Annotated in this window: 20 protein-coding genes and 1 riboswitch; of the genes, 5 read left to right on the plus strand and 15 right to left on the minus strand. The window is 38.2% G+C overall.

All coding sequences use genetic code 11. The annotated features are described in order from the left end of the window. Nucleotides 1-18: 18 nt before the first annotated feature. From AC1D0Y_RS01550 to yneA, 8 genes are all read right to left on the minus strand, one after another. On the minus strand, nt 19-1,824 hold the full coding sequence (locus AC1D0Y_RS01550; protein WP_477707310.1) for an ABC transporter ATP-binding protein: 1,806 nt from the start codon (nt 1,822-1,824) through the stop codon (nt 19-21). Continuing rightward, nucleotides 1,814-3,577 carry an ABC transporter transmembrane domain-containing protein gene (locus AC1D0Y_RS01555; RefSeq protein ID WP_477707311.1) on the minus strand — a complete coding sequence of 588 codons (1,764 nt, stop codon included), beginning with the start codon at nt 3,575-3,577 and terminating at the stop codon, nt 1,814-1,816. The genes AC1D0Y_RS01550 and AC1D0Y_RS01555 overlap by 11 nt, the downstream gene beginning before the upstream one ends. Nucleotides 3,578-3,667: 90 nt before the next feature. Beyond that, nucleotides 3,668-3,880, minus strand: coding sequence for a YneF family protein (locus AC1D0Y_RS01560; RefSeq protein ID WP_013058772.1), 213 nt, complete (start codon nt 3,878-3,880; stop codon nt 3,668-3,670). 90 nt (nt 3,881-3,970) lie between these two features. Next, the gene (gene sirA / locus AC1D0Y_RS01565) at nt 3,971-4,411 is read right to left on the minus strand and encodes a sporulation inhibitor of replication protein SirA (protein ID WP_013084721.1); all 441 of its coding nucleotides are present in this window, start codon (nt 4,409-4,411) and stop codon (nt 3,971-3,973) included. Between the two features lie 149 nt (nt 4,412-4,560). After that, nucleotides 4,561-6,567, minus strand: a complete 2,007-nt coding sequence (gene tkt / locus AC1D0Y_RS01570) for a transketolase (protein WP_013058774.1) — start codon at nt 6,565-6,567, stop codon at nt 4,561-4,563. A 167-nt stretch (nt 6,568-6,734) separates the two neighbouring features. Then, nucleotides 6,735-6,965: a DUF896 domain-containing protein gene (locus AC1D0Y_RS01575; protein WP_013058775.1), complete on the minus strand. Its 231-nt coding sequence runs from the start codon at nt 6,963-6,965 to the stop codon at nt 6,735-6,737. Between the two features lie 69 nt (nt 6,966-7,034). Continuing rightward, on the minus strand, nt 7,035-7,703 hold the full coding sequence (locus AC1D0Y_RS01580; RefSeq protein WP_028410872.1) for a YneB family resolvase-like protein: 669 nt from the start codon (nt 7,701-7,703) through the stop codon (nt 7,035-7,037). A 53-nt stretch (nt 7,704-7,756) separates the two neighbouring features. Next, complete coding sequence (yneA, locus tag AC1D0Y_RS01585) at nt 7,757-8,086, minus strand: cell division suppressor protein YneA (protein ID WP_028410871.1); 330 nt, start codon at nt 8,084-8,086, stop codon at nt 7,757-7,759. A gap of 146 nt (nt 8,087-8,232) precedes the next feature. Between yneA and lexA the strand changes: the two genes are divergently transcribed. The 5 genes from lexA to AC1D0Y_RS01610 all read left to right on the plus strand — a co-directional run bounded on the left by lexA (nt 8,233) and on the right by AC1D0Y_RS01610 (nt 13,616). Beyond that, nucleotides 8,233-8,850, plus strand: a complete 618-nt coding sequence (gene lexA, locus AC1D0Y_RS01590; RefSeq protein ID WP_013058778.1) for a transcriptional repressor LexA — start codon at nt 8,233-8,235, stop codon at nt 8,848-8,850. A gap of 211 nt (nt 8,851-9,061) precedes the next feature. Further along, nucleotides 9,062-10,507: a magnesium transporter CorA family protein gene (locus AC1D0Y_RS01595; RefSeq protein ID WP_028410870.1), complete on the plus strand. Its 1,446-nt coding sequence runs from the start codon at nt 9,062-9,064 to the stop codon at nt 10,505-10,507. Nucleotides 10,508-10,723: 216 nt separating this feature from the next. Then, nucleotides 10,724-12,229, plus strand: coding sequence for a glycosyltransferase family 39 protein (locus AC1D0Y_RS01600; protein ID WP_477707312.1), 1,506 nt, complete (start codon nt 10,724-10,726; stop codon nt 12,227-12,229). A 20-nt stretch (nt 12,230-12,249) separates the two neighbouring features. Beyond that, entirely contained in the window at nt 12,250-12,642 is a 393-nt protein-coding gene (locus tag AC1D0Y_RS01605) for a GtrA family protein (protein WP_060746004.1), read from the plus strand. Next, the gene (locus AC1D0Y_RS01610) at nt 12,639-13,616 is read left to right on the plus strand and encodes a glycosyltransferase family 2 protein (RefSeq protein WP_013084727.1); all 978 of its coding nucleotides are present in this window, start codon (nt 12,639-12,641) and stop codon (nt 13,614-13,616) included. Before AC1D0Y_RS01605 ends, AC1D0Y_RS01610 begins: the two co-directional genes overlap by 4 nt. Nucleotides 13,617-13,654: 38 nt before the next feature. Here AC1D0Y_RS01610 and AC1D0Y_RS01615 read toward each other — a convergent pair whose 3' ends face one another. The 7 genes from AC1D0Y_RS01615 to AC1D0Y_RS01645 form a co-directional block, all read right to left on the minus strand. Continuing rightward, nucleotides 13,655-14,632 carry a cation diffusion facilitator family transporter gene (locus AC1D0Y_RS01615; RefSeq protein WP_098331922.1) on the minus strand — a complete coding sequence of 326 codons (978 nt, stop codon included), beginning with the start codon at nt 14,630-14,632 and terminating at the stop codon, nt 13,655-13,657. A gap of 109 nt (nt 14,633-14,741) precedes the next feature. Further along, nucleotides 14,742-16,568 (minus strand): APC family permease, encoded by a 1,827-nt coding sequence (locus AC1D0Y_RS01620; RefSeq protein ID WP_060746001.1) that lies wholly within the window; start codon nt 16,566-16,568, stop codon nt 14,742-14,744. Nucleotides 16,569-16,730: 162 nt separating this feature from the next. Next, a riboswitch (cyclic di-AMP (ydaO/yuaA leader) is annotated at nt 16,731-16,872 on the minus strand. Nucleotides 16,873-17,063: 191 nt separating this feature from the next. Continuing rightward, on the minus strand, nt 17,064-18,098 hold the full coding sequence (locus tag AC1D0Y_RS01625; protein WP_060746000.1) for an N-acetylmuramoyl-L-alanine amidase: 1,035 nt from the start codon (nt 18,096-18,098) through the stop codon (nt 17,064-17,066). Nucleotides 18,099-18,262: 164 nt separating this feature from the next. Continuing rightward, on the minus strand, nt 18,263-18,397 hold the full coding sequence (locus AC1D0Y_RS01630) for a hypothetical protein (RefSeq protein ID WP_255293578.1): 135 nt from the start codon (nt 18,395-18,397) through the stop codon (nt 18,263-18,265). 622 nt (nt 18,398-19,019) lie between these two features. Next, nucleotides 19,020-20,354 (minus strand): type I glutamate--ammonia ligase, encoded by a 1,335-nt coding sequence (gene glnA / locus AC1D0Y_RS01635; RefSeq protein ID WP_013084732.1) that lies wholly within the window; start codon nt 20,352-20,354, stop codon nt 19,020-19,022. An 83-nt stretch (nt 20,355-20,437) separates the two neighbouring features. Next, on the minus strand, nt 20,438-20,845 hold the full coding sequence (locus AC1D0Y_RS01640; RefSeq protein WP_013058786.1) for a MerR family transcriptional regulator: 408 nt from the start codon (nt 20,843-20,845) through the stop codon (nt 20,438-20,440). 190 nt (nt 20,846-21,035) lie between these two features. Further along, nucleotides 21,036-22,298 carry a methionine gamma-lyase family protein gene (locus AC1D0Y_RS01645; protein ID WP_025750257.1) on the minus strand — a complete coding sequence of 421 codons (1,263 nt, stop codon included), beginning with the start codon at nt 22,296-22,298 and terminating at the stop codon, nt 21,036-21,038. Between the last annotated feature and the right edge of the window lie 10 nt (nt 22,299-22,308).

Here is a 22,308-nt window from a genome sequence, read left to right on the forward strand (position 1 = left end):
TTGTTTCTTTTTTTGCCTTCACTCTATCAATTCTGTATAAGTCTCTTTTACTCCTGTTTCTTTGCTGAAATTCTCCTCTTTTTCACTGTGCTGAAGCTGATACATATTATAGTACAAACCGCCTTTGTTTAGCAGTTCAGTATGTGTGCCTTTTTCGACGATTTTTCCTTTATGCAGTACTAAAATACAGTCGGCGTGTTGAATAGTGGATAAACGATGGGCAATCGCAATTGTTGTACGGCCTTTTCCCATATCTCTTAACACTTCTTGAATCGCTTCTTCTGTTTCTGTATCAATGTGTGCTGTTGCTTCATCAAGAATAAGGATTTTAGGATTCCGGATGACCGTTCTTGCAAATGCTAAGAGCTGACGCTGGCCGCTTGATAAAGTGGAACCTCTTTCGACTAGCACTTCATTATACTTATTAGGAAGAGCTTCGATAAATGCATGAGCTTGCACAAATTCCGCCGCTGCTTTTACTTGTTCATCAGAAAAATGGTCTTCGTGCAGCGTAATATTTCGTTTTACGGTATCTGCAAATAAAAAGGCATCTTGAAGCACCAGCCCTACCTTATCTCGAAGCTGTTTATTTGAAAAAGACGATAGCGGTTTATTATCGATCAAAATGTCTCCTTTTTGCTGCTCATAAAAACGCATTAATAAATTAATGATGGAGCTTTTCCCGCTTCCCGTATGGCCTACTAAAGCCACTGTTTCTCCTTCATTTACCGTAAACGATATATCAGAAAGTACATCTCGAACACCATCATAGGAAAACGTTACGTTTCTGAATTCTACCGTTCCTTTTTGTACCCCCTGCTTTTGTTCTCCTGTCATGACTGGATTTTTTTCTTTTTCATCCATCAAGTCAAATACCCGAGAGGCTGATACCATCGCTTGCTGATACATAGAAAGACGCTGCATCATTTCATTAACAGGCTCAAAAAAACGATCCAAATAGTTGATAAACGCGTAAAGAACACCAATTTTAACAGGACTGTCAGCTACGGAAATACCAAAATAACTGAGCACAAGAATAACGGCTAAAATGTAAAGAATTTCGACTGCCGGCCTTAGCAGCAAACCATCCAACTTAATATTGCGCATCCCCGCTTTGTAATGTTCATCATTGATTTCTTCAAACTCCGAGCGCAGCCGCTTTTCTTGACGAAATAACTGAATAATAGACATGCCTTGCAAAGACTCATGAAGCTTGGCATTTAACTGGCTTAGTTTCTCTCGAAGCTGTCCGTAGTAAATAGCGCTGAAATGCTGATAAAGCTTCATAAGTCCCCAAATGAACGGGAGAAGAACTAAACAATAAAAAGCCAGTTTCACATCTAGCATAAACATGGCTATAAAAATACCGACCAAAAACACCCCATTTTGAATAAAAACCGCGATGACTTCCACAAACATTTCTTTCATGGCTTCCGTGTCATTTGTAATTCGAGATACCAGGCTTCCTGTTGGCGTGTTGTCAAAAAAGCGAAGAGCCAGGCGATGAACATGAGAAAAAACGTCAATTCGAATCTGCTGAATAATTTGAAGCGCAATTTTTTGGAACTGCAGAAGCTGAAAGTATTGAACGACAATTTTTAAAAGCTGTAAAAGCAAATAACTGCTTGCAAGCCACACAAGAGGCTGAAGAGGCAAATACTTAGGAGTTAAATAATCGTCAATGAAAATTTTAATCAAAATGGGCCCTAATAAATCCGCAGCCGTAGCAATTAATAATAGTGTGAACGCTAAAAAAAATGATTTTTTATGCGGAATTGTATAGCGAAACAGACGTTTATGTACCGAAGAATGCTCAATTTTCATTTTTCGTCTCTCCTTCTTCTACCGCACGCTCAAGCTGCTGTCTATCGTACATATCCTGGTACCAGCCGCTCACGCTAAGCAGTTCCTCATGAGTTCCTCGCTGAATAATTTTCCCTTTATCAAGTACAAGAATCAGGTCTGCATGAGTAACCGAGCTCAGCCGATGCGCTGTAATAATCGTTGTTCGATTTTGACGTTTCTGCTTCAGCGCTTGTAAAATACTCGCTTCCGTTTTTCCATCTACCGCTGATAGCGAGTCGTCTAAAATTAAAAGCTCAGGATCTAATAGAAGAGCTCTTGCAATCGAGATACGCTGTTTTTGTCCACCCGATAACGAAACGCCTTTTTCGCCTACTATTGTTTGATAGCCATCTGTAAAATCAAGGATGTCTCTATGTACATTGGCAACTTTAGCCGCTTCTTCAATCTCTTGCTTGCTTGCTTCTCTTTTTCCAAAAGCGATATTATCAGCAACTGTTGTTGAAAACAAAAAGTGATCTTGAGGAACATATCCAAGGCTTTTGTACAATGAATCAAAAGCATAGTCTTTAATATCTTTTCCTCCCCATAAAACAGCTCCGTCTCTTACATCAAATTCACGAAGCAGCAGCTTTAAAAGCGTGGTTTTCCCAGCACCCGTCTTTCCGACAATACCTAACGTTTGACCGCGAGAAAGTGTAAAATAAATTTCGTTTAACGTATATTCGTCTTCTTTACCATACGAAAACCTATGAATAACAGCTTCAATATTTCCTGTTGGCATTTCAACACTAGGATATGCTGCTTCTTCAATCGAATTTTCTTCTTTTAATAAAGAAAATACCCTGTCATATGATGCTCTTCCACGTTCCATAATGTTAAATAGCCAGCCAAACGCGAGCATCGGCCAAATAAGAAGGCCTAAATAAGTTGTAAAGGTAACAAGCTGCCCCAGTGTTAACTCTTCACTAATAACCATCTTGCTGCCAAAAATAAGAGCAAGTAAAAAAGAAAGTGCTACAATAATCGAAATGGTCGGATCAAACAATGCATCTATTCGGGCTACTTTCATGTTCTTTTGGACAACATCTGCAGACTTGATGCGAAATTCTTCGACATCAGCTGCTTCTTCCCCAAACGTCTTAATGACTTTAATCCCGCTAATGCTTTCTTGAACCTTATCATTTAAAGTAGAAAATGCTGCTTGTGCGTGATGAAACCGCGCATGAAGCAATGTACCATAGTAACTTGTTAAAACGGCCATAAGCGGCATAGGAATAAGGCAAATAAGCGTTAATTTCCAGCTGATTGTGAGGGCCATTGTGCATAGAACAAGCCCTCCTGTGACAATGGAATCCACGAGTGTCAAAACGCCCGAACCTGCAGTTTGTTGAATAGCTTGAATATCGTTTGTTGCATGGGCCATCAAATCCCCAATTCGCCGCCTTTGATAAAAGGCCTGATTCATCTTGGTAAAATGAGTGTAGAGGGTATTTCTCAGCTGCTTGGCTAGTTTAACAGATGAACCAAATATCATAATACGCCATATGTATCTTGTGAAATAGGCCACAACAGCAGCTCCTAGCAAAATGCCAACCATCTGCATTAAGCGCTTTCCATTCAGCGTCCCTTCTTTAATGCCATCTACCGTTAAACCAATAATTTTAGGCGGGAGAAGTTCTAATGCTGCGACAATAATGAGCAGCGCTACCCCCGTTATGTAAGACTTTTTTTCCTGTTTGAAAAACCACCATAACTCTCGAAAAATTTTCATCGTATCCCCCTAGCCCCACAACCATTTTCTTATCTCTATCTTAAAACAAAAGACACCCTTCTGAATAGAGAGTGTCTGTCCAATTAACCATTATTTAATTTGGCCGTTCATTGCTTTCATCATTTGGTTAATTTTTTTCTGCGATGGTTTCATGCCCATTTGCATCATCATCATTTTTAACATTTGTTCATTAATTGGTGGATTTTTCTTCAGATAGCTCATCATATATTTACGAGCAATGAAAAATCCTAGCGCTATCCCAACAATTAATGCTAGAACACCAACTAGAATATACATTCCCATGGTATTACTTCCTCCTTCGTGTTGTCTAACTTACAGTGTACTAGACCATACGCTATTATACAATATTTCCGTTCCAATTTCCTTAAATAATTACACAAATTTTCTTGTTTTCACAGGCCTCAGCCAGCCGTATTCATCCGTTCCATAATTCACTGCTAAAAAACAAGGATCTAGCTTGCGTAATACTTCAAAAAAAGCTGTCTCAGCATCAACATTGCCATCTCCTTCAATTGTTATACAGCGATTCGTTAATTTTATAGATGCTCGACTTTTTTTATGAGGATATTCCAGCACAAACGTCTCTTGATGAGTAAAAAAATGAGGATAATGAGAAAACGCCTGAAGCAATTCTCGTTGAATAAATGAAATGGGCAGTTGGCGAGTAATGTAATGAACTTGTTTTTGTAAGTGCGTTTCCTGCAAGTGACGTTTCATTCTATATTCAATCAGCAGCTGATAAATGAGCTTTTCTCTTCGAAAATAGGATGATGCAACTTCTTCCTCCATTAAATATACTTCATACGTTCTCACGATTCATCCTCCCTTTCGGCTCGTTCTTTTTTGTACCATTATACCGAATGGTGTACGCAATGCTTGTCTATCGATGAAAAAATTCCTTTGTTTTTTTGTCGAAAAAAAAGAGCAGACCACAGGAGTCTGCTCTTTCTTATGAAAAAGAATTATGCATTAAGCAAGCTTTTCACTTTTGCTACTACATTTTCAACTGTAAAACCAAATTCTTTCATGATTGTTTCACCAGGAGCAGATGCACCGAAGTGATTAATACCAAGAACTTGTCCCTCGTCTCCAACATAGCGTTCCCAGCCAAGTGTAGAAGCCATTTCAATACCTAAACGTTTTTTCACTGATTTAGGGATAACACTTTCTTTGTACTCAGCAGATTGCTCTTCGAAACGATCCCATGCAGGCATACTTACTACAGATACGTCAATGCCTTCTGCAGCTAATGCTTTTTGTGCTTCTACTGCTAGGCTTACTTCAGAGCCTGTTGCAAGTATTAATGCATCCGCTTGGTCTTTACCAGCTTTAGATACAACGTACGCACCTTTAGACACGCCTTCGTATGCATTTTCTTTTGTACCTTCAAGCGTTGGCAAGTTTTGACGAGTCAATACAAGCGCCGTTGGGCGGTCAGTTGACTCTAATGCTAAGCGCCATGCAGCAGCTGTTTCATTTGCATCTGCAGGACGAACCACTGAAAGACCTGGCATTGCACGAAGTGATGGCAATTGTTCAATTGGCTCATGTGTTGGGCCGTCTTCTCCAACTGCGATACTATCATGTGTGAATACATATGTTACAGGAAGCTTCATTAAAGCTGCTAAGCGAATTGCTGGGCGAAGATAATCAGAGAATACAAAGAATGTTCCTCCAAATACTTTTACACCGCCGTGTAGAGCCATACCGTTTAATGCAGCTCCCATTGCAAATTCACGTACACCGAACCAGATATTACGTCCGCTGTAATCAGCTGCAGTGAAGTCTTCTGAACCTTTAATCATTGTTTTATTTGAGCCAGCTAAGTCAGCTGAACCGCCGAAGAATTGAGGTACAGCTTGTGCTACTGCGTTTAATACTTCTCCAGAAGAAGCACGGCTAGCTAAGCTTGAACCCGTTTCGTATGCTGGAAGCGTTTCTTCCCAGCCTTCCGGTAACTTTCCTTCTACTGCTAGTTCAAATTGACGACCTAGTTCAGGATATTTTTCTTTATACTGTGCAAATACATCGTTCCATTCGTTTTCTTTCTTTTGGCCATCTTCAGCAATTGTAGCTTTGAAGTGAGCATACACTTCTTCTGGCACATAGAAATCTTCTTCAAATGTCCATGCATAAGCTTCTTTTGTTAATTTTGTTTCATCGGAACCTAATGGAGAACCGTGCACGCCAGAAGTACCCGCGTGGTTTGGAGAACCAAATCCGATTGTTGTTTTTACTTCAATTAGCGTTGGGCGTGTTAAATCGCCTTTTGCTTCTTCAATTGCGTTTGCAATCGCTGTCAAGTCATTGCCGTCTTCAACGCGGATTACTTGCCATCCGTAAGCTTTGAAACGATCTTCTACGTTCTCAGAGAACGAGCGATCTAAATCTCCGTCTAAAGAAATATCATTTGAATCGTATAAAACAACTAAACGTCCTAATTTTAAGTGTGCCGCTAATGAAGCTGCTTCAGCAGATACACCTTCCATTAAGTCTCCGTCACCACAGATACCATACGTAAAGTGGTCTACAATTTCTAAACCTTCTTTGTTGTATGTTTCAGCTAAATGACGTTCTGCCATTGCTTTACCAACAGCCATTGCAATACCTTGTCCTAGTGGACCAGTTGTTGCATCAACACCTGCTGTATGACCGAACTCTGGATGACCTGGTGTTTTACTTCCCCATTGACGGAAGTTTTTAAGGTCTTCAATTGATAAGTCATATCCAGCTAAATGAAGCAAGCTGTATAATAGTGCCGATCCGTGTCCTGCTGATAATACAAAGCGGTCACGGTTGAACCAGTTTGGATTCTTTGGATTGATGTTCATGAATTTTGTCCACAATGTATATGCCATTGGAGCAGCTCCCATTGGCATACCTGGGTGACCTGAATTTGCTTTTTCAATCGCATCGATTGATAAAGTACGAATTGTTGCAATCGAAAGATCTTCAATACGTTGTGTCATACTCTTCATTCCTTTCAAAACTATGTACATATGTTATCATACTAATGATTTGCTTATTTGTACAATACTTGAACCAAAAAAATTTCCACTTTTACAGTTTTTGTGCCCCTTATTAAAAATATACAAAAAACTAGAGGGAACACTCCCTCTAGTTTTACTAGAACGTCTTAGTGAAGACGCTTCTTTTTACTCTCTTTTAACTTCTTAGGCGTAACATCTTTACCTTCTTCGTCCACAACTTTAATCGTATGAAGGTGATTTGTCATAGATTGTCGGAAAACTTTTAAATATTCCTGACGTAGCTCTTGCTGTTCTTTCGCTTCAGATTCTGTCAGACCTTCAGCCTTTGCCTTTTTTGAAAGAGCATTAATACGAGCAAGTTTATCTTTTGATAGCATATAAAACCTATCTCCTTATAATCAATAATTAAAATTACCGAACCGCTTCGGCAACATGTAGTCATCTTACTAAATCTCTTTCGTTTTATCAAGAGATTGAGCACTCTCTTGGTACTCTTGATAGCGGCGATGTACCGTCGCTTTTGAAATATTATAGCCAAAACCCTTTAGCGTAACTGAAATTTCAGCAAAGGTTAAGCCGTTATGACGAAGGCGGACAATTTCTTCAATAGGCGCTTCTTTTTTTTCCCTTCCCGAGTTAACTCCTTGATTTTTTAAATTTTTCTGCGGACGATAACCGTTTTCTACGGCTCTTTTCATTCCTCTTCTAATTTTAGCATTATGTAATTTCCGCTGATGCTCTTCCACTAAGCTAATAATATCTAACACCATTGAATCAGATTCTGAAAGCTGAAGCTGACCTTGATGACTAATCGTATAGATGGTAGCATTTTCTTTATGAAAAGCATGAAGCAGCGCAATTCGGGCATTTCCTCTGCCTAATCGTGTTTCGTCTTGAATAAGCAGCACAGAGATCTTCTCTTCTTTCATTGTATGAAGAACATCCAAAATACCCTCTCTGTCTACGTCATATCCGCTTGCTTTTTCCATCACGACTTTTTTTACGTCTAGATGGTGAAGACCAGCAAGCTTTTTTAATTCTTCTTGCTGGCGCTGTAAAGATGTTTCTTGGGTTTTTTTATCCGTACTGACACGGCAATAAATAATGGCGTCCACTTTTATCACGACCTTTTCGGCTTCTAACAATATTCAGGAACGGCCGTTACACACTACTGTTCAATTGCCACTTGATTATGTAACTCTTGTTTTAAAACAGGAATATATAATTTATCTCCAGGAGATAAAGACTGGGCAGTGTCTGAGTTTAAATCATTGACGTCTTCAACCCATTTAACAAATTCATTGGTGGTCAAATGGTGGTGATTATGATACTTGTTGGACAAGTCCCAAAGCGTATCTCCTTTTGTAATAGTAACCGTTGAATATTTGTCTAAATCTACTTTATCCGCTCCTAAAACCAGCGTCAATACATATGTAAGTGCAGCGATTGCTGCAAAAAAAATAGCGTAATGTTTCATAGAATGTAAGAATTGTTGCATATTATGATCCCCCTATCAGAATATATGTTCTTATTTTATTGAGAACATTTGTTTCTGTCAATGGAATTCTTCGAACTTATGTTTGTATATTGACACATCACGTGGTATAATTCACCTAAAGAATAGCTAAAATCGAGGTGAAAAATATGAAGCTATCAAAACGTCAACAAGACATACTAGATTTTATTAAGCACGAAGTAAAATTAAAAGGTTATCCGCCTTCTGTTCGCGAGATTGGGGAAGCGGTAGGATTAGCCTCTAGCTCCACTGTACACGGGCATTTAGCTCGTTTAGAAAGCAAAGGGTTAATTCGCAGAGATCCAACAAAACCAAGAGCAATCGAAGTTCTTCAACTAGATGAAGTAAACATCCCTAAAAGCAATGTCATTAATGTTCCTGTTATCGGTAAAGTAACAGCGGGTCTTCCTATAACAGCCGTTGAAAATGTGGAAGAATATTTCCCTCTTCCAGATAAATTCGTTTCTCCAGATGATCATGTATTTATGCTTGAAATTATGGGAGAAAGTATGATTGAAGCAGGTATTCTAGATGGCGATATGGTAATCGTACGTCAGCAGCAAACAGCTAATAATGGAGATATTGTGGTCGCTATGACCGAGGACAACGAAGCAACGGTAAAACGTTTCTTTAAAGAAGAAAATTTCGTTCGTTTACAGCCTGAAAATTCAACGATGGCGCCTATTATTCTTCGCCACGTAACGATTTTAGGAAAAGTAACTGGTGTATATCGCACGATTCACTAATCAGACACTGTATGTAAAACCAACTAATCATGATGTTAGTTGGTTTTTTTACGTTTGTTTTCTAAAAAAATTGGCATATTATAAATGATACGTTGAATCACCGCAGGCAGGTAGAACGGTTTTTGTAAAGCTTGTTTCACCTTTTACTTTCTATCTGCATTTCCTCGACTCTTACAAGGAAATACAACCGACCATAAGAAGGATGTAGTTTATGACCAATACACCAAGGAAAACAGAACCATTTCAAACCATCGTACCTACCAAAGCAATGAACATGTTTCTTTTTCCTTTTTCCTTTGACCGAAAAAATAAAGAGCAGCTTGTTCATGCACTAAAAGAAAATTTGTTCGAATTTTTTTCCATTCAAAAAAAACATTTAGAAAAAGAATACTACGGAGAACAGTATTACGTATCTCATGATAGCCTGGATCAATATTTTCTTCCTTACATTGAATGCATTCTATTCCCTGACTCGTGCGAAAAAGAAGGGTTGCTTCGATTTTCCAAAAAAATAGACCATACTATTACGTTACACACTTCCTCCACCACCGTGTCTAGCAACGTGCTGTCTGTGGATGTTTTTTTATGTCCTTTTGAAATTGGCGTCATGACCATTCGCACTGAGATGAGCCATAATCATTACACCTATGATGATATTTTAGAATTCATGAATCATTTTCGTGTACTAGAACCGAAGCTTGCTGAAGAGCATGGATCCACCATTACCTATGAACATCATCGCTATAGCAAAGTGCAAGATTATATTTTTTCACAGCTTGCGCCATTTTTGAACGAACACATCAAGAAAGAAGCCACGCGTGAACAGCACGTTGGGAGCCTTCCTTATTTTATCGATGAACGGATGTTTGTGTTAAGTTATGTAACGGTAAATCAAGAGCAAGAAATTAATTCCACAACTTTATTTCGTACTGGGCAGCTAAATAGCTATACGCCTGACGGGAAAGCGTTTATTTCTGCACACAATCATGAGTATATTAAAACGTATAATACTAAACACGTGTATGAAAGGTGGGCTCCTGAAACCTATTACGTCATAACAGACCATGTGTTTTCGTGTATTTCTAAATCGACAGACTCTAAAACGGATCAGCTTTTGATGAATCATCTATTTGGCCAGCATTACTATAATTTATTTTTACATTTTTTCTATAAAATCGTGTTGCTAAAATTATCTTATGAATATTCGCAGCTCACGTTTCATAAAAATTCAGAGGGCATTGAACGACTAATCCGCTCTATTACCGTGTTTTCAGGTAAATATTTATTTTTAGAAATTAGCTCTCGCACAGAAGGTCAAGAGTTTTCTGAGCTCTTTAAAAAAATCTTTCATATCAATTCTCTTTATCAAGAAGTCAAAGAAACCCTTGGTACTTTGTACCAAAATCAAGAGAAAATCGCAGCCAAACGTCACAATTACTTATTATTAATTTTAACGATTTATACGGTTCTTTCCGGTATTTACGGAATGAATTTAGTTATTAGCAAACTAAAGGGAAACATCAATTGGGATAGCATGAAGCAGTTTTCTATCTTTGAATATATCGCTTTAATAGTAGCTCTGTCAGGAATTCTGATCAGCATTAGTCTCGGAGTGAGTTCCCTATGGAATTTATTAAAAGATCGGTTTAAAACATAAAAGCTGTTCGCATACGTATGGATGCAAACAGCTTTTTCTATTACAAAATCGTTTTCCTACTCGGCTTACCCTTTTATCAAACGTTATGCCGCTGTCGTAATTTCAGAACAATCTAACATTATACTCTATAAGAAAAATATATACAAAATAATAAAATATGGTATCATAGGGTAGGAATTTTGTACCTTATCTTTGAAATAATTTGCAGGAGGTAATATGCTTAAATCATTTTTATCCAAAAGCCTGATCTTTTTATGTGTCATTATTCTTACATGGTCTCTATGGGGCAGTTATAATGCGATGACAAATTCATTGGAATTAAAGGGCTTGGCTTTAAGTAATTCATTTATTATTGAAGGAATCTTTATCACTTTCCTTGTCATTTTTCTAATAGCTATTGCAAGTAGATACATGAACAAAACTGTTTTTTTTATTTCACTGATCGTTTTGACCTTAGGTATTCGACTAGCATGGATGCTTTCTGTTCAAACGCCTGTAAAATCTGACTTTCTTGTCATGTTAGATGCCGCGCGTAATATCGCAAAAGGAAATTATGAATTTAACCAAAGCGTTTATTTTACTACATGGGTATATCAGCTAGGCTTTTCATTCTATGAATCTGTTATTATTCGCTGTTTTGGAGATAATATTTTCATATTAAAATTGTTAAATATTTTTTATTCCACTGGAACCGTTATTTTTATTTATTTAATTGGCGCGAAAGTATTTAACGAACTTGCTGGGAGAATGGCAGCTTTTCTATATGCGTTCTACATTCCGAACATTCTCTATAGCTCAGTGTTAACTAATCAGCATTTAGCTACTTTTTTATTTTATGCAGCTTTTTACCTTATTATAAAAAGATTTGCTCATAACAAGTTTAGCTGGCTTTATATTGGCCTTCTATTGTCGTTAGGAAATTTAATGCGTCCTCTAGGACCCATTATTATCGTCGCTGTTTTCATTTATTTCATCTTGCAAATTCTTCAACCTTACATTAAAACGAAGAATGCTGCTGAGTTAAAAGCTCGTCGAAAGAAAATAGGAAAAAAACTCGTAGGCATACTGGCTACTTTTTTTATTGCAAATGCGCTGATCAACTATTCTTTTGTAGCTAGCGGCATTTCTAAATATCCTTTAAGTAACAGAGATCCTTTATGGAAATTCGTCATTGGCTTTAATTACGAAACAAGCGGTTCCTATTCTTCAGAGGATGCTAGTCGTTTTATGGGTATGCCAATTGGAGAAAAACGAGCTGAAGCAGAAAAAGAGGTAATTAAAGAACGGGTAGCAGATAAAGAGCAGCTTTTAGATCTCTTTCACATTAAATTCCTAAATATGTGGGGAGGAACGGATGCATCTACATTTTGGAGCATTTCATTAACTCCTCAAGAAGATGTACCTTTTAATAAAGAGAAATTAATTAGTGCTGCTCAAAGTTATGAAAGAATCATTTACGTTTCAACTACTATTCTTTCCATTATTGGCCTTATATGTTTATTCGTGAGGAAGCAGGATAAATATCCATATACACTGTTTTTATTACTAATCATAGGATACGTTCTTATTCACTTGCTTATTGAAATTCAAACTCGCTATCGATTCTTTATTTTTCCAAGCTTTATGCTGCTCGAAGGATTTGGTATTTCAGTGATTCTATCCTATTTAATAGTACGATTTACTAAAAATAAGCCCAAGACAAAATGTGAAGAGATAAATTAAATGGAAGGGATTATACAACCGTGATAAAATTCCTGAAATTCGGTTTTGTAGGTATAATGAATACCCTGCTCACTATTATCAGTTACTTAGCACTCATTCATTTTGATATGAATTATATATTGGCTAACGTACTATCTTATTTTATTGGCGTTATAAACAGCTACTATTGGAACAAATCGTGGGTGTTTCAAGCAACTGTACATAAATGGATGCTAGCTCAATTTTTCATCGTAAACCTTATTACTTTAGCAATTAATACAAGCTGCTTATTCCTTCTTGTACACTATACACCTGCTAATCCAATAATCGGACAACTGTTGTCTACTTGTATAGGAATGTTTATCAATTTTTTCCTTAATAAAATATGGACGTTTAAGCACACAAACCATCGCTCGATAGGAGGTAAAGCATGAAAGAACTAATTTCAATCGTGGTACCTATGTATTTTGAAGAAGAAGTAGCTAATGAATGCTACAATCGCTTGCTTTCGGTCATGCATAAAAACCACATTAACTATGAATTCATTTTCGTCAATGACGGCAGCACCGACCGAACAATTGAAATCTTGAAAGACGTAGCGGCTATGGATTCTAACGTAAAAGTTATTGATTTTGCTCGTAATTTCGGGCACCAAACTGCCGTAACAGCAGGCATTGATTATGCTCAAGGTGATGCTATCGTTATTATTGATGCGGACTTACAAGATCCGCCGGAAATGATTCCCGAATTAATTGCTAAATGGCAGCAAGGCTATGAAATTGTATATGCAAAGCGCAAGAAACGAAGCGGAGAGACCTTTTTTAAATTAGCCACGGCTAAGTATTTTTATCGCTTTTTAAATTATATGTCCGATATCGAAATCCCTAAAGATACGGGAGATTTTCGTATTATCGACCGAAAAGTAGCGGATGTATTCAAAAAAATGACTGAACGCAATCGGTTTGTACGAGGAATGATGTCTTGGATTGGCTTCAGGCAAACATACGTAGAATATGAGCGTGATGAACGCTTTGCTGGTGAAACAAAATATCCTTTAAAAAAGATGATCAAGTTTGCTTCAGATGGAATTATTGGGTTTTCAACGAAGCCTTTGCGTTTAGTAATGGTTATTGGCTTATTATCGGTTTTTGTATCACTTTTAGTGTTAAGTTATTCGATTGTTGTTTGGCTGATAGGTAAAAATATTCAGCCTGGCTGGACTTCTATTATGGTAGCTATCACCTTCTTTAGCGGTATTCAGCTACTTGGTTTAGGTTTAGTCGGACAATACATCGCAAGAATTTACGATGAAAGTAAAAATAGACCTATTTACGTTGTACGTGAAACCATTAACTTCTCGAAAGCTTCAACAGATTCTCCAAACGTACGTGAAAAAGTATATAGCTAAAAAAACAAGGAAGAAAACAGTTGTTTTCTTCCTTGTTTTTATTCTTTTTGAAGCTGTAAATCACTTGGCGCCCAGTCCGGAATTCCATTATCTTCATCAAATTCAATAATGACATCCGTTACTCCTTTTTCCTGTAAAATACGATTTTCCAGACGATCTTTAATATCATCAGCTTCTGCCACTGTTAAAGAAGGATCAATTTCTACTTTTAATTCAACGTGAAGCTCTTCCCCTTCTTTCATCACCATTAACGTTTGAATATCACGCACTTGTACATCTTGCATGACAATCGCGCCAATTTTTATTTCCATTTCTTTATCTGCTTCACCAAGGGCTCCAGCAGCATTATCTAAAAATACTCGTCCTACTACAAAAAACATCATAAGCCCAATTAAAATAGAAGCAATTCCTTCAGCTTGGTGAAAAGGTGTAAACCGTGAAATGAAAACGGCTATTAACGCCAATACGCCTCCTCCAGTAGCTACCAGATCTTCCATAAAGACCAGCTTGGTTGCTGGCTTTGCTTTCTTTAAATGAACAAAGCTGTGCGTAAAAACATTGACCTCTGCGGTATTCATTCCGACATCGTGCAAAATTTCTTTCATTGCCTTAAATAAGACAAACATCTCAAGCAATACCGAGATGCCAAGTACTGCAATATTTAAAATAAAGCCTGAAGACTTCGTTGGATGAAGAATATGGTGATATCCTTCTTTAATCGTTTCAAACGCCATAATCCCTACTACAAGAACTGCTCCTAATAGAACAAGATTAACCAATCGGCCGAAACCATTTGGAAATCGTTTGGTCGGGGCTTTTTTACTTAATGCCGAACCTATAAAGACAAAAAACTGATTAGCTGCATCTCCTAAGCTGTGCATCGTTTCAGCAAACATTGCTACATTCCCTGTTAAAGCGAATGCAATCCCTTTAATAATGGAAATAATGGTATTCACTATAGCGGCCATCATAGCCGATTTATTTCCTTTTCGCAACAATTTAATTAATTCACTCATACAATCCCTCCGTTTGCGCCTTTGATGAGATTCGATTACGGTTAGTGTATGTGAATTTAAAAATTAAAAACCTCCAACATCTAAGTTGGAGGTTTTTAGTCATGTTTCATTATTTTTTAAAACGATACGGTACAGTTGTAACGATTACGTTTTTACGGTAAAGCAAATGTGCTTTTAACAGTAGGCTGGACTGATTGTGCAGGATATTTTGCCAGCTTTTTTTCGTAATGAATTGCGGAATAACGACCGTAATAGCCATATTGTTTTCCCGCGCTTTTTCCTCAGCCATATCGATGAATCGAAACAGCGGCCGCACTAAGCTGCGGTATTGAGAATGAAACGTAACAATACGAATATCGGGCTGCCACTTCTCCCACTTCTCTTCCATTCTCTTTTCGCTTTCTCGATCAAAGGCCACATGCACTGCAATAACGGTATCACCAATCGTTCTTGCATAATTTAATGAATTTTCTACTACCTTTGTCATTCCTGCTACAGGAACAATGACCACACTTCCTTCAAGCTTTCCAATCTTTTCTCCTTGCTTAATGCGAAGCTGTTCTCCTACCGCTTCATAATGCGTATGAACGCGATGGAAAATATAGACAATAACCGGCAAGAAAATGAGCACGGACCATACTTGTGAAAACTTCGTTGTAAACAAAATGATTAGCACCGTTAAAGTAATGAGGGCACCAATTAAGTTAATGGTTAGCTTCCCTTGCCAGCCGGCCGGCTTTTCTCTAAGCCATTTGACAATCATTCCTGTTTGAGAAAGCGTAAATGGAATAAACACCCCGACTGCATAAAGAGGAATTAATTGTTCAGTCGCTCCTTTAAAAGCTACGATTAAGACAATAGAAGCAATTCCAAGGGTCACAATTCCATTTGAATAGCCTAGTCGATCGCCACGAATTTGAAACATTCTTGGCATGTATTTATCAGACGATAAGTTCACAGCCAGCAAAGGGAACGCTGAAAAGCCCGTATTCGCCGCTAGCACTAGAATTAGAGCTGTTGTACCTTGAATAAAATAATAAAATCCATTTCGTCCAAACACACTCGATGCAATTTGTGATACAACCGTTTCATCTGCTTTTGGAGAAATACCAAGCCAATAAGCTAAAAACGTGATGCCAGAAAATAAAACGGCTAAAATACCGCCCATCAGCATTAATGTATGAACCGCATTTTTTGCACCTGGCTCTTTAAAGTTAGGCACTGCATTTGAAATAGCTTCTACACCTGTCAATGCCGAACAGCCTGATGAAAAAGCTTTTAATAATAAAAACAAACTAATACCTGGCACTACTGTACCGAGAGATGGATGAAGCTCAGGTGAAACTTGACCTGTCGCTATTTTAAAAAAGCCTACCGCTATTAACAAAATAAGAGCAATAACAAATAAATAAACCGGATAAGCTAATACAGAAGCGGATTCTGTTACACCGCGTAAATTTAAGACGGTAATAAAAATCACCAGCAAACACGCAATTACTACATTGTAATGATGCAGCGTTGGAAAAGCCGAAGTTAAAGCATCGGTTCCTGCTGAAACACTCACAGCAACTGTTAAAATATAATCCACCAACAGTGATCCTCCAGCGATAAGCCCAGGATTTTCTCCTAAATTGGTTTTGGAAACAATATAAGCTCCTCCGCCTTGCGGATACGCATAAATAATTTGACGGTATGAAAGAATTAAAGCCGTCAGCAGCACCAATACCCCAATCGCAATTGGAATCGAATACCAATAGGCAAGCACGCCCACTGTTGCAAGGACAATCAAAATCTGTTCTGTTCCATAAGCCACTGAAGATAAGGCATCTGATGATAAAATAGCCAGCGCTTTAAGCTTACTAAGCTTTTGATCGCCTAACTCTTTTGTTTTGAGCGGCTTTCCAATCAATAATCTCTTGAGAACTGAATAGTTCACGTAATTTCCCTCCGATGATTGCTTAGCTACTATTCACTGTTCGTTGCTAAGCTCCGTTACAAGTTCATGAATAAGTGATATTATCCCTAAAAAATACCTTTTTATGTTAAAAAAGCGCACAAAAAAAACACTAAGGGTTCTCAGCGTTTTTACACAGCTTAAACCTCCTCTCCAAAACGCTTATGGGGTTAGCTGTCGGATTCGGGCTATGAGAGTAGCCCTACCTTTTAAAAAAGGATTCACCCCAAGTGACAATGCACAAATTTGGGTCCCCCACTTCTGACGAATTAAGCGATAACAGGTCAATATAATTTTCGGTTAAAGGGTATGATTGATAACAAGTTTCTTTCATAACTATCCTTTGTTCTTAGATAATATACTCCCGTACAAATGGTTTGTAAAGCATTATTTTACGTAAACGATAAAATAGTACTTAAGGCGCTTTTAAGGGGAAAACAAAAGGCCTTCTGCCTGCTTACAGAAGACCTGCTTTCTTTAACTTTTTGCTTTTAAAACGGCTGCTAGCTTGTTTTTCGTTTGAGGACCATAAATGCCATCTACATCATAAGGAAGATACACAAGCTGAAAACGTCTGACTGCATCTTTCGTTTGTACTCCATATATTCCGTCTACTGACCCTACTTTAAAATTAACCGCGTTTAATGCTCTTTGAATCTGTTTCACTGCTTCTCCAGAATCGCCTTGTTTTAAAATTCCATTAGGAAGTGGATATTGTTCAGAAGGTGGTGTTGGAGATGGTATTGGTGAAGTTCCTGAAGGAATAACGATTGTTTTTCCAACCTGCAGTGTTAACGGATCAGAAAGCCCTGTATTCGCTTCTTGAAGCGCCTGTACTGTTATTTTGTACTTCTGTGCAATACTGTAAAGCGTATCTCCTTGCTTGATCGTATACGTTTTTGTACCCGGTTCAGAAGGCGATGGATTCGGAGTTGGTGTTGGATTTGGGTTTGGAACTGCACGACGAGGTAAATTTAAATATACGGCAATTCCTTTTGCATACGATTCACCCATGCTTTTTAAAAAAGCTTCATTTTGAAGAAGTGCTGCATCTGTACTGTTATCAATAAAAGCTATTTCAGTTAGTACTGCAGGCATATTTGTTAAGCGAAGCACCGCGTAATTGGCTGATTTTCGACCGCGATTCGGATGATTATACGACAGCAGCGCTGGCTGTACTTGGCCGTGGACAATCGATTGAAACGTTTTACTGGCATTGCTAGCGCTTCTATAAACATAATCTTCGTACCCTGTTCCTCCACCGGCATTTACGTGAATAGACATAAATGCATCTGCGCCCCACGAATTAGCTTGAGAAGCGCGCTGAGATAACGATAAAAAAACATCTGTGGTACGAGTGGTTTTAATTGTAAAATCACTGTACATGCTATTTAAATAGCTTATTAAATATTGTTGGATTTTTAAAACTAAGTTTTTTTCATACAGTCCGTTTGCTCCAACCGCTCCTGCGTCTGCCCCACCATGTCCTGCATCAAGATAGATTTTTTTCATATTACTTGTCCCTCCTTATTTTTAACATATGCATGGGGGAAAAAAGTGCTACGTATACTAGCCTACTTAGTGAAAAATTACTAAAAAAGGAGATTGAGACATAACGACATCACTTCAACCTAAAAACGAACAAATGGGATAAATGCGCTAGTATGGATGGCTTGTTACATCGCTGTTGATTTCCGTGCAAGGCTTCGCTTTCCGCGGGCGGCTGGTGAGCCTCCTCGTCGCGTGCGCTCCTGCGGGGTCTCACCTATTCCGCTTTTCCCGCAGGAGTCTTCGCCTTTCCCTCCAATCAACTGCTAGAAGCAACTAAATAGATGAAATCTACGTTCACCCTACCAATAAAAAAATCCGCACAATTCATCGTGCGGATCTTCTCTCCCCCCTAACATATTTTTGGTCCAGATTCTATTCTGGTTGATTAAAGTATAGATCAAGAGGGTCTATTATTTATAACGTTAAGACCTATTTAAAAAGCAGAACGCCTATAACAATGAGAATAATCCAAATTGGAATGCTTATTAATATGCCTATTACTAAACCTTTGAAAAAATTTCCTTCTTGCATTTTCATTCCATTCCTCTCCAACAGTATTTTCTAATGATACTACGACTGGCTGAAAATTCTCTGAAGTTATACTGAAGTGCAGAGTGAACACATAAACAATCTCTCTATCTGTTATACACTACTTTTACATATAGATTCAATGAGACAAAAAGCTTATCCTTTTTAATTCATATAACTAAATTCTTTCCTGTATCTAACAAAACAATAAAAAGCCTCCCGTAAATTGTACGACAGGCAGCTATACTTATTTTATGAACAGTTTAGTTCAATATTTAATATGCGCAATGTTATTCATTTTGAAAACAAAAAAGTCCGAGAGAACGTATAAACGATCTCTCGGACTTTTAAGAATTAATATTGGCTCATGTATTGGTCACGTTCCCAAGGATGAACTTGTGTACGGAACATATCCCATTCGATTTCTTTCGCTTCAACGAAGTGCTCTGCTAAGTGTTCACCTAATGCAGAAACCATAACTTCGTTTGATTGGAAGCTATCTAAAGCTTGAGCTAATGTTGCAGGTAAATCTACGATACCTTCTTCAACACGCTCTTCTTTTGTCATTACATAGATATTACGATCGATAGGTTTTGGAGCTTCAAGGTTGTTCTTGATTCCATCTAAACCAGCTTTTAATAGAACAGCCATTGCTAAATATGGATTAGCAGCTGGGTCTACGCTACGTACCTCAACACGAGTTCCTACGCCGCGAGAAGCTGGGATACGGATTAATGGGCTACGGTTACGAGCAGACCATGCAACATAACAAGGAGCCTCATATCCAGGCACTAGACGCTTATAAGAGTTTACAGTAGGATTTGTTACTGCTGTAAAGCTGTGTGCGTGCTTGATGATACCTGCGATAAATTGACGAGCAGTATCACTTAGCTCTAGATTACCGTTTTCATCATAAAATGCGTTTTGACCATCTTTAAATAATGAAACGTTACAGTGCATACCTGAACCATTCACACCAAATAATGGTTTTGGCATAAATGTAGCATGTAAGCCATGTTTACGTGCAATTGTTTTTACAACAAGTTTGAACGTTTGGATATCATCACAAGCTTTTAATGCAGCAGCATATTTGAAGTCAATCTCGTGTTGTCCAGGAGCTACCTCATGGTGAGATGCTTCAATTTCAAAGCCCATTTCTTCAAGCTCTAATACGATGTCACGACGGCAGTTTTCACCAAGGTCAGTTGGCGCTAAGTCGAAGTAGCCACCTTTATCATTTAATTCTAATGTAGGTTCGCCTTTTTCGTCTAATTTGAATAAGAAGAACTCTGGCTCAGGTCCAAGGTTAAAATCAGTAAATCCTAACTCTTCCATCTCTTTTAACACACGTTTTAAGTTATTACGTGGATCGCCATCAAACGGAGTTCTATCTGCATTGTAGATGTCACAAATAAAACGTGCTACTTTACCTTTTTCAGATGTCCAAGGGAAAATAACAAATGTATCAATGTCCGGGAATAGGTACATATCTGATTCTTCAATACGTACAAACCCTTCAATAGAAGAACCGTCAAACATCATTTTGTTGTCTAACGCTTTTTCTAATTGACTTACTGGAATTTCAACGTTTTTAATTGTTCCTAAAATGTCAGTGAACTGAAGACGAATATACTTTACATTCTCTTCTTGAACTTTGCGGAAAATATCTTCTTTTGTGTACTTTGCCATCGTGTGATCCTCCCCTAAATCTCTATATAATATTTATAATCTATACCCCTCATATACGAACGGCATAAATATTGATAACTTTATTAATGAAAGAACCTGGACATATCTCCTTGATTTAAAGTTGCTCGATTAAAACGGCCTGCTTGCATAAGTTCTGCACGAAGCATTTTTCGCAATTCATCGTCCGTTAATTCTGGCTTTGCTGTTGCTGCCACAACTTTTTCTTCTTGCTTATGCCCTTTTTGCTCCTTTTGAAGATGAAACAGCTGTTTTACACCTGCTAAGTTTACACCTTGTTCAATAAGATCACGGATTTCAAGCAGCTTATCAACATCGTTAAATGAGAATAATCGTCGATTTCCCTCTGTTCTTACTGGTGCAACTAATTCATGTTCTTCATAGTAGCGAATTTGGCGAGCCGACAACTCAGTTAACTGCATCACAATTCCAATTGGGAAAAGTGGCGTATTTCTTCGAATGTTGTCACTCATTTCAGTTCCTCCTTTGGATTAACTATTTACATTGTATGCTATGTTAGTTCACCTGTCAACCGAATGTTAGTAATTCTAACATAAATTTTTCTGAACATTTCTTCTATACAAATAAATAGCGCTTCGTTTATTTTTATAAGCCTATCTTTTCTTTCTTAGCAGGGAGAAAATAGTCTTTCTATCTTATATTTTATAAAAGTTCTTTCGTCAGCATTTGATCTACTGCCATACATATTGCTACTTTTACGTGAGCATACGTTAACCCGCCCTGCACGTAAGCGACATAAGGAGGCCTGATAGGTCCATCTGCCGTCAGCTCAAGGCTTGCTCCTTGTATAAACGTTCCAGCTGCCATAATCACATCATCTTCGTACCCTGGCATATAAGCAGGATAGGCCGTTACGTGTGAATTAATTGGCGAAGCAAATTGAATAGCCTGACAAAAAGAAACCATTTTATCGCGGTCATCGAACTGCACGGATTGAATTAAATCCGTTCGTTCACTGTTCCACTTCGGCTCACTTTGCATCCCTAGCTCTTCGAACATAGCGGATGAGAAAACCGCTCCTTTTAATGCTTGACCGACTACGTGCGGCGCCAAGAAGAACCCTTGATACATTTCTTGTAAGCTATACAGCGTCGCTCCAGCTTCTGCACCGATTCCAGGAGTTGTCATTCGGTATGAACAAGCTTCGACTAGGTCTTTTCGTCCTGCAATATAGCCGCCGATTTTAGCAAGACCTCCACCGGGGTTCTTAATAAGCGACCCTGCCATCAAATCTGCTCCTACATGCGTTGGCTCGATTGTTTCTACAAATTCACCGTAGCAGTTATCGACAAATACTATAACGTCAGGCTTAATACTCTTTACAAAAGAAATCATTTCTTTTATTTGCGCGACTGTAAAAGAAGGACGAATGCCGTAACCTTTTGAGCGCTGAATGCCTATCATCTTTGTGTGCTCATGAATAGACGCTTTCACTTCTTCAAAATCCACTTGACCTTGCGCTGTTAAATCTACTGATTTATAGCTAATATTATATTCTTTTAAAGAGCCTACGCCGCTTCCTCGTATACCAACAATTTCTTCAAGAGTGTCATAAGGCTTTCCAGTTATATATAATAGTTCATCTCCAGGACGCAGTACACCAAACAGCGAAATGCCAATTGCGTGAGTACCTGAAATAATTTGCGGACGCACCAGGCAAGCTTCTGTTCCAAAAACATCCGCGTATACTTTCTCCAACGTATCGCGGCCTAGATCGTCATATCCATACCCCGTTGTCGGATTAAAATGTGAATCACTCACTCGATTTTGCTGAAAGCTTTGCAGCACCCGAAATTGATTTGCTTCAATGCGCTCGTCAATTTTCTCATGTACGGGCTTAATTTGTTTTTCTACTTTTGCAGCAAGTTCCCGAATGCGTGCCCCGTTTTTTAACTGATCAAACATCATTTCTTTG

It is taken from the genome of Priestia sp. P1_B12_1 (genome assembly GCF_056406695.1).

Coding starts and splice junctions, on each gene's coding strand:
- AC1D0Y_RS01550 (WP_477707310.1), bottom strand. CDS start 1,824: ATGAAAATTGAGCATTCTTCGGTACATAAACGTCTGTTTCGCTATACA.
- AC1D0Y_RS01555 (WP_477707311.1), bottom strand. CDS start 3,577: ATGAAAATTTTTCGAGAGTTATGGTGGTTTTTCAAACAGGAAAAAAAG.
- AC1D0Y_RS01560 (WP_013058772.1), bottom strand. CDS start 3,880: ATGGGAATGTATATTCTAGTTGGTGTTCTAGCATTAATTGTTGGGATA.
- tkt (WP_013058774.1), bottom strand. CDS start 6,567: ATGACACAACGTATTGAAGATCTTTCGATTGCAACAATTCGTACTTTA.
- AC1D0Y_RS01575 (WP_013058775.1), bottom strand. CDS start 6,965: ATGCTATCAAAAGATAAACTTGCTCGTATTAATGCTCTTTCAAAAAAG.
- yneA (WP_028410871.1), bottom strand. CDS start 8,086: ATGCAACAATTCTTACATTCTATGAAACATTACGCTATTTTTTTTGCA.
- lexA (WP_013058778.1), top strand. CDS start 8,233: ATGAAGCTATCAAAACGTCAACAAGACATACTAGATTTTATTAAGCAC.
- AC1D0Y_RS01595 (WP_028410870.1), top strand. CDS start 9,062: ATGACCAATACACCAAGGAAAACAGAACCATTTCAAACCATCGTACCT.
- AC1D0Y_RS01600 (WP_477707312.1), top strand. CDS start 10,724: ATGCTTAAATCATTTTTATCCAAAAGCCTGATCTTTTTATGTGTCATT.
- AC1D0Y_RS01610 (WP_013084727.1), top strand. CDS start 12,639: ATGAAAGAACTAATTTCAATCGTGGTACCTATGTATTTTGAAGAAGAA.
- AC1D0Y_RS01615 (WP_098331922.1), bottom strand. CDS start 14,632: ATGAGTGAATTAATTAAATTGTTGCGAAAAGGAAATAAATCGGCTATG.
- AC1D0Y_RS01625 (WP_060746000.1), bottom strand. CDS start 18,098: ATGAAAAAAATCTATCTTGATGCAGGACATGGTGGGGCAGACGCAGGA.
- glnA (WP_013084732.1), bottom strand. CDS start 20,354: ATGGCAAAGTACACAAAAGAAGATATTTTCCGCAAAGTTCAAGAAGAG.
- AC1D0Y_RS01640 (WP_013058786.1), bottom strand. CDS start 20,845: ATGAGTGACAACATTCGAAGAAATACGCCACTTTTCCCAATTGGAATT.
- AC1D0Y_RS01645 (WP_025750257.1), bottom strand. CDS start 22,298: ATGTTTGATCAGTTAAAAAACGGGGCACGCATTCGGGAACTTGCTGCA.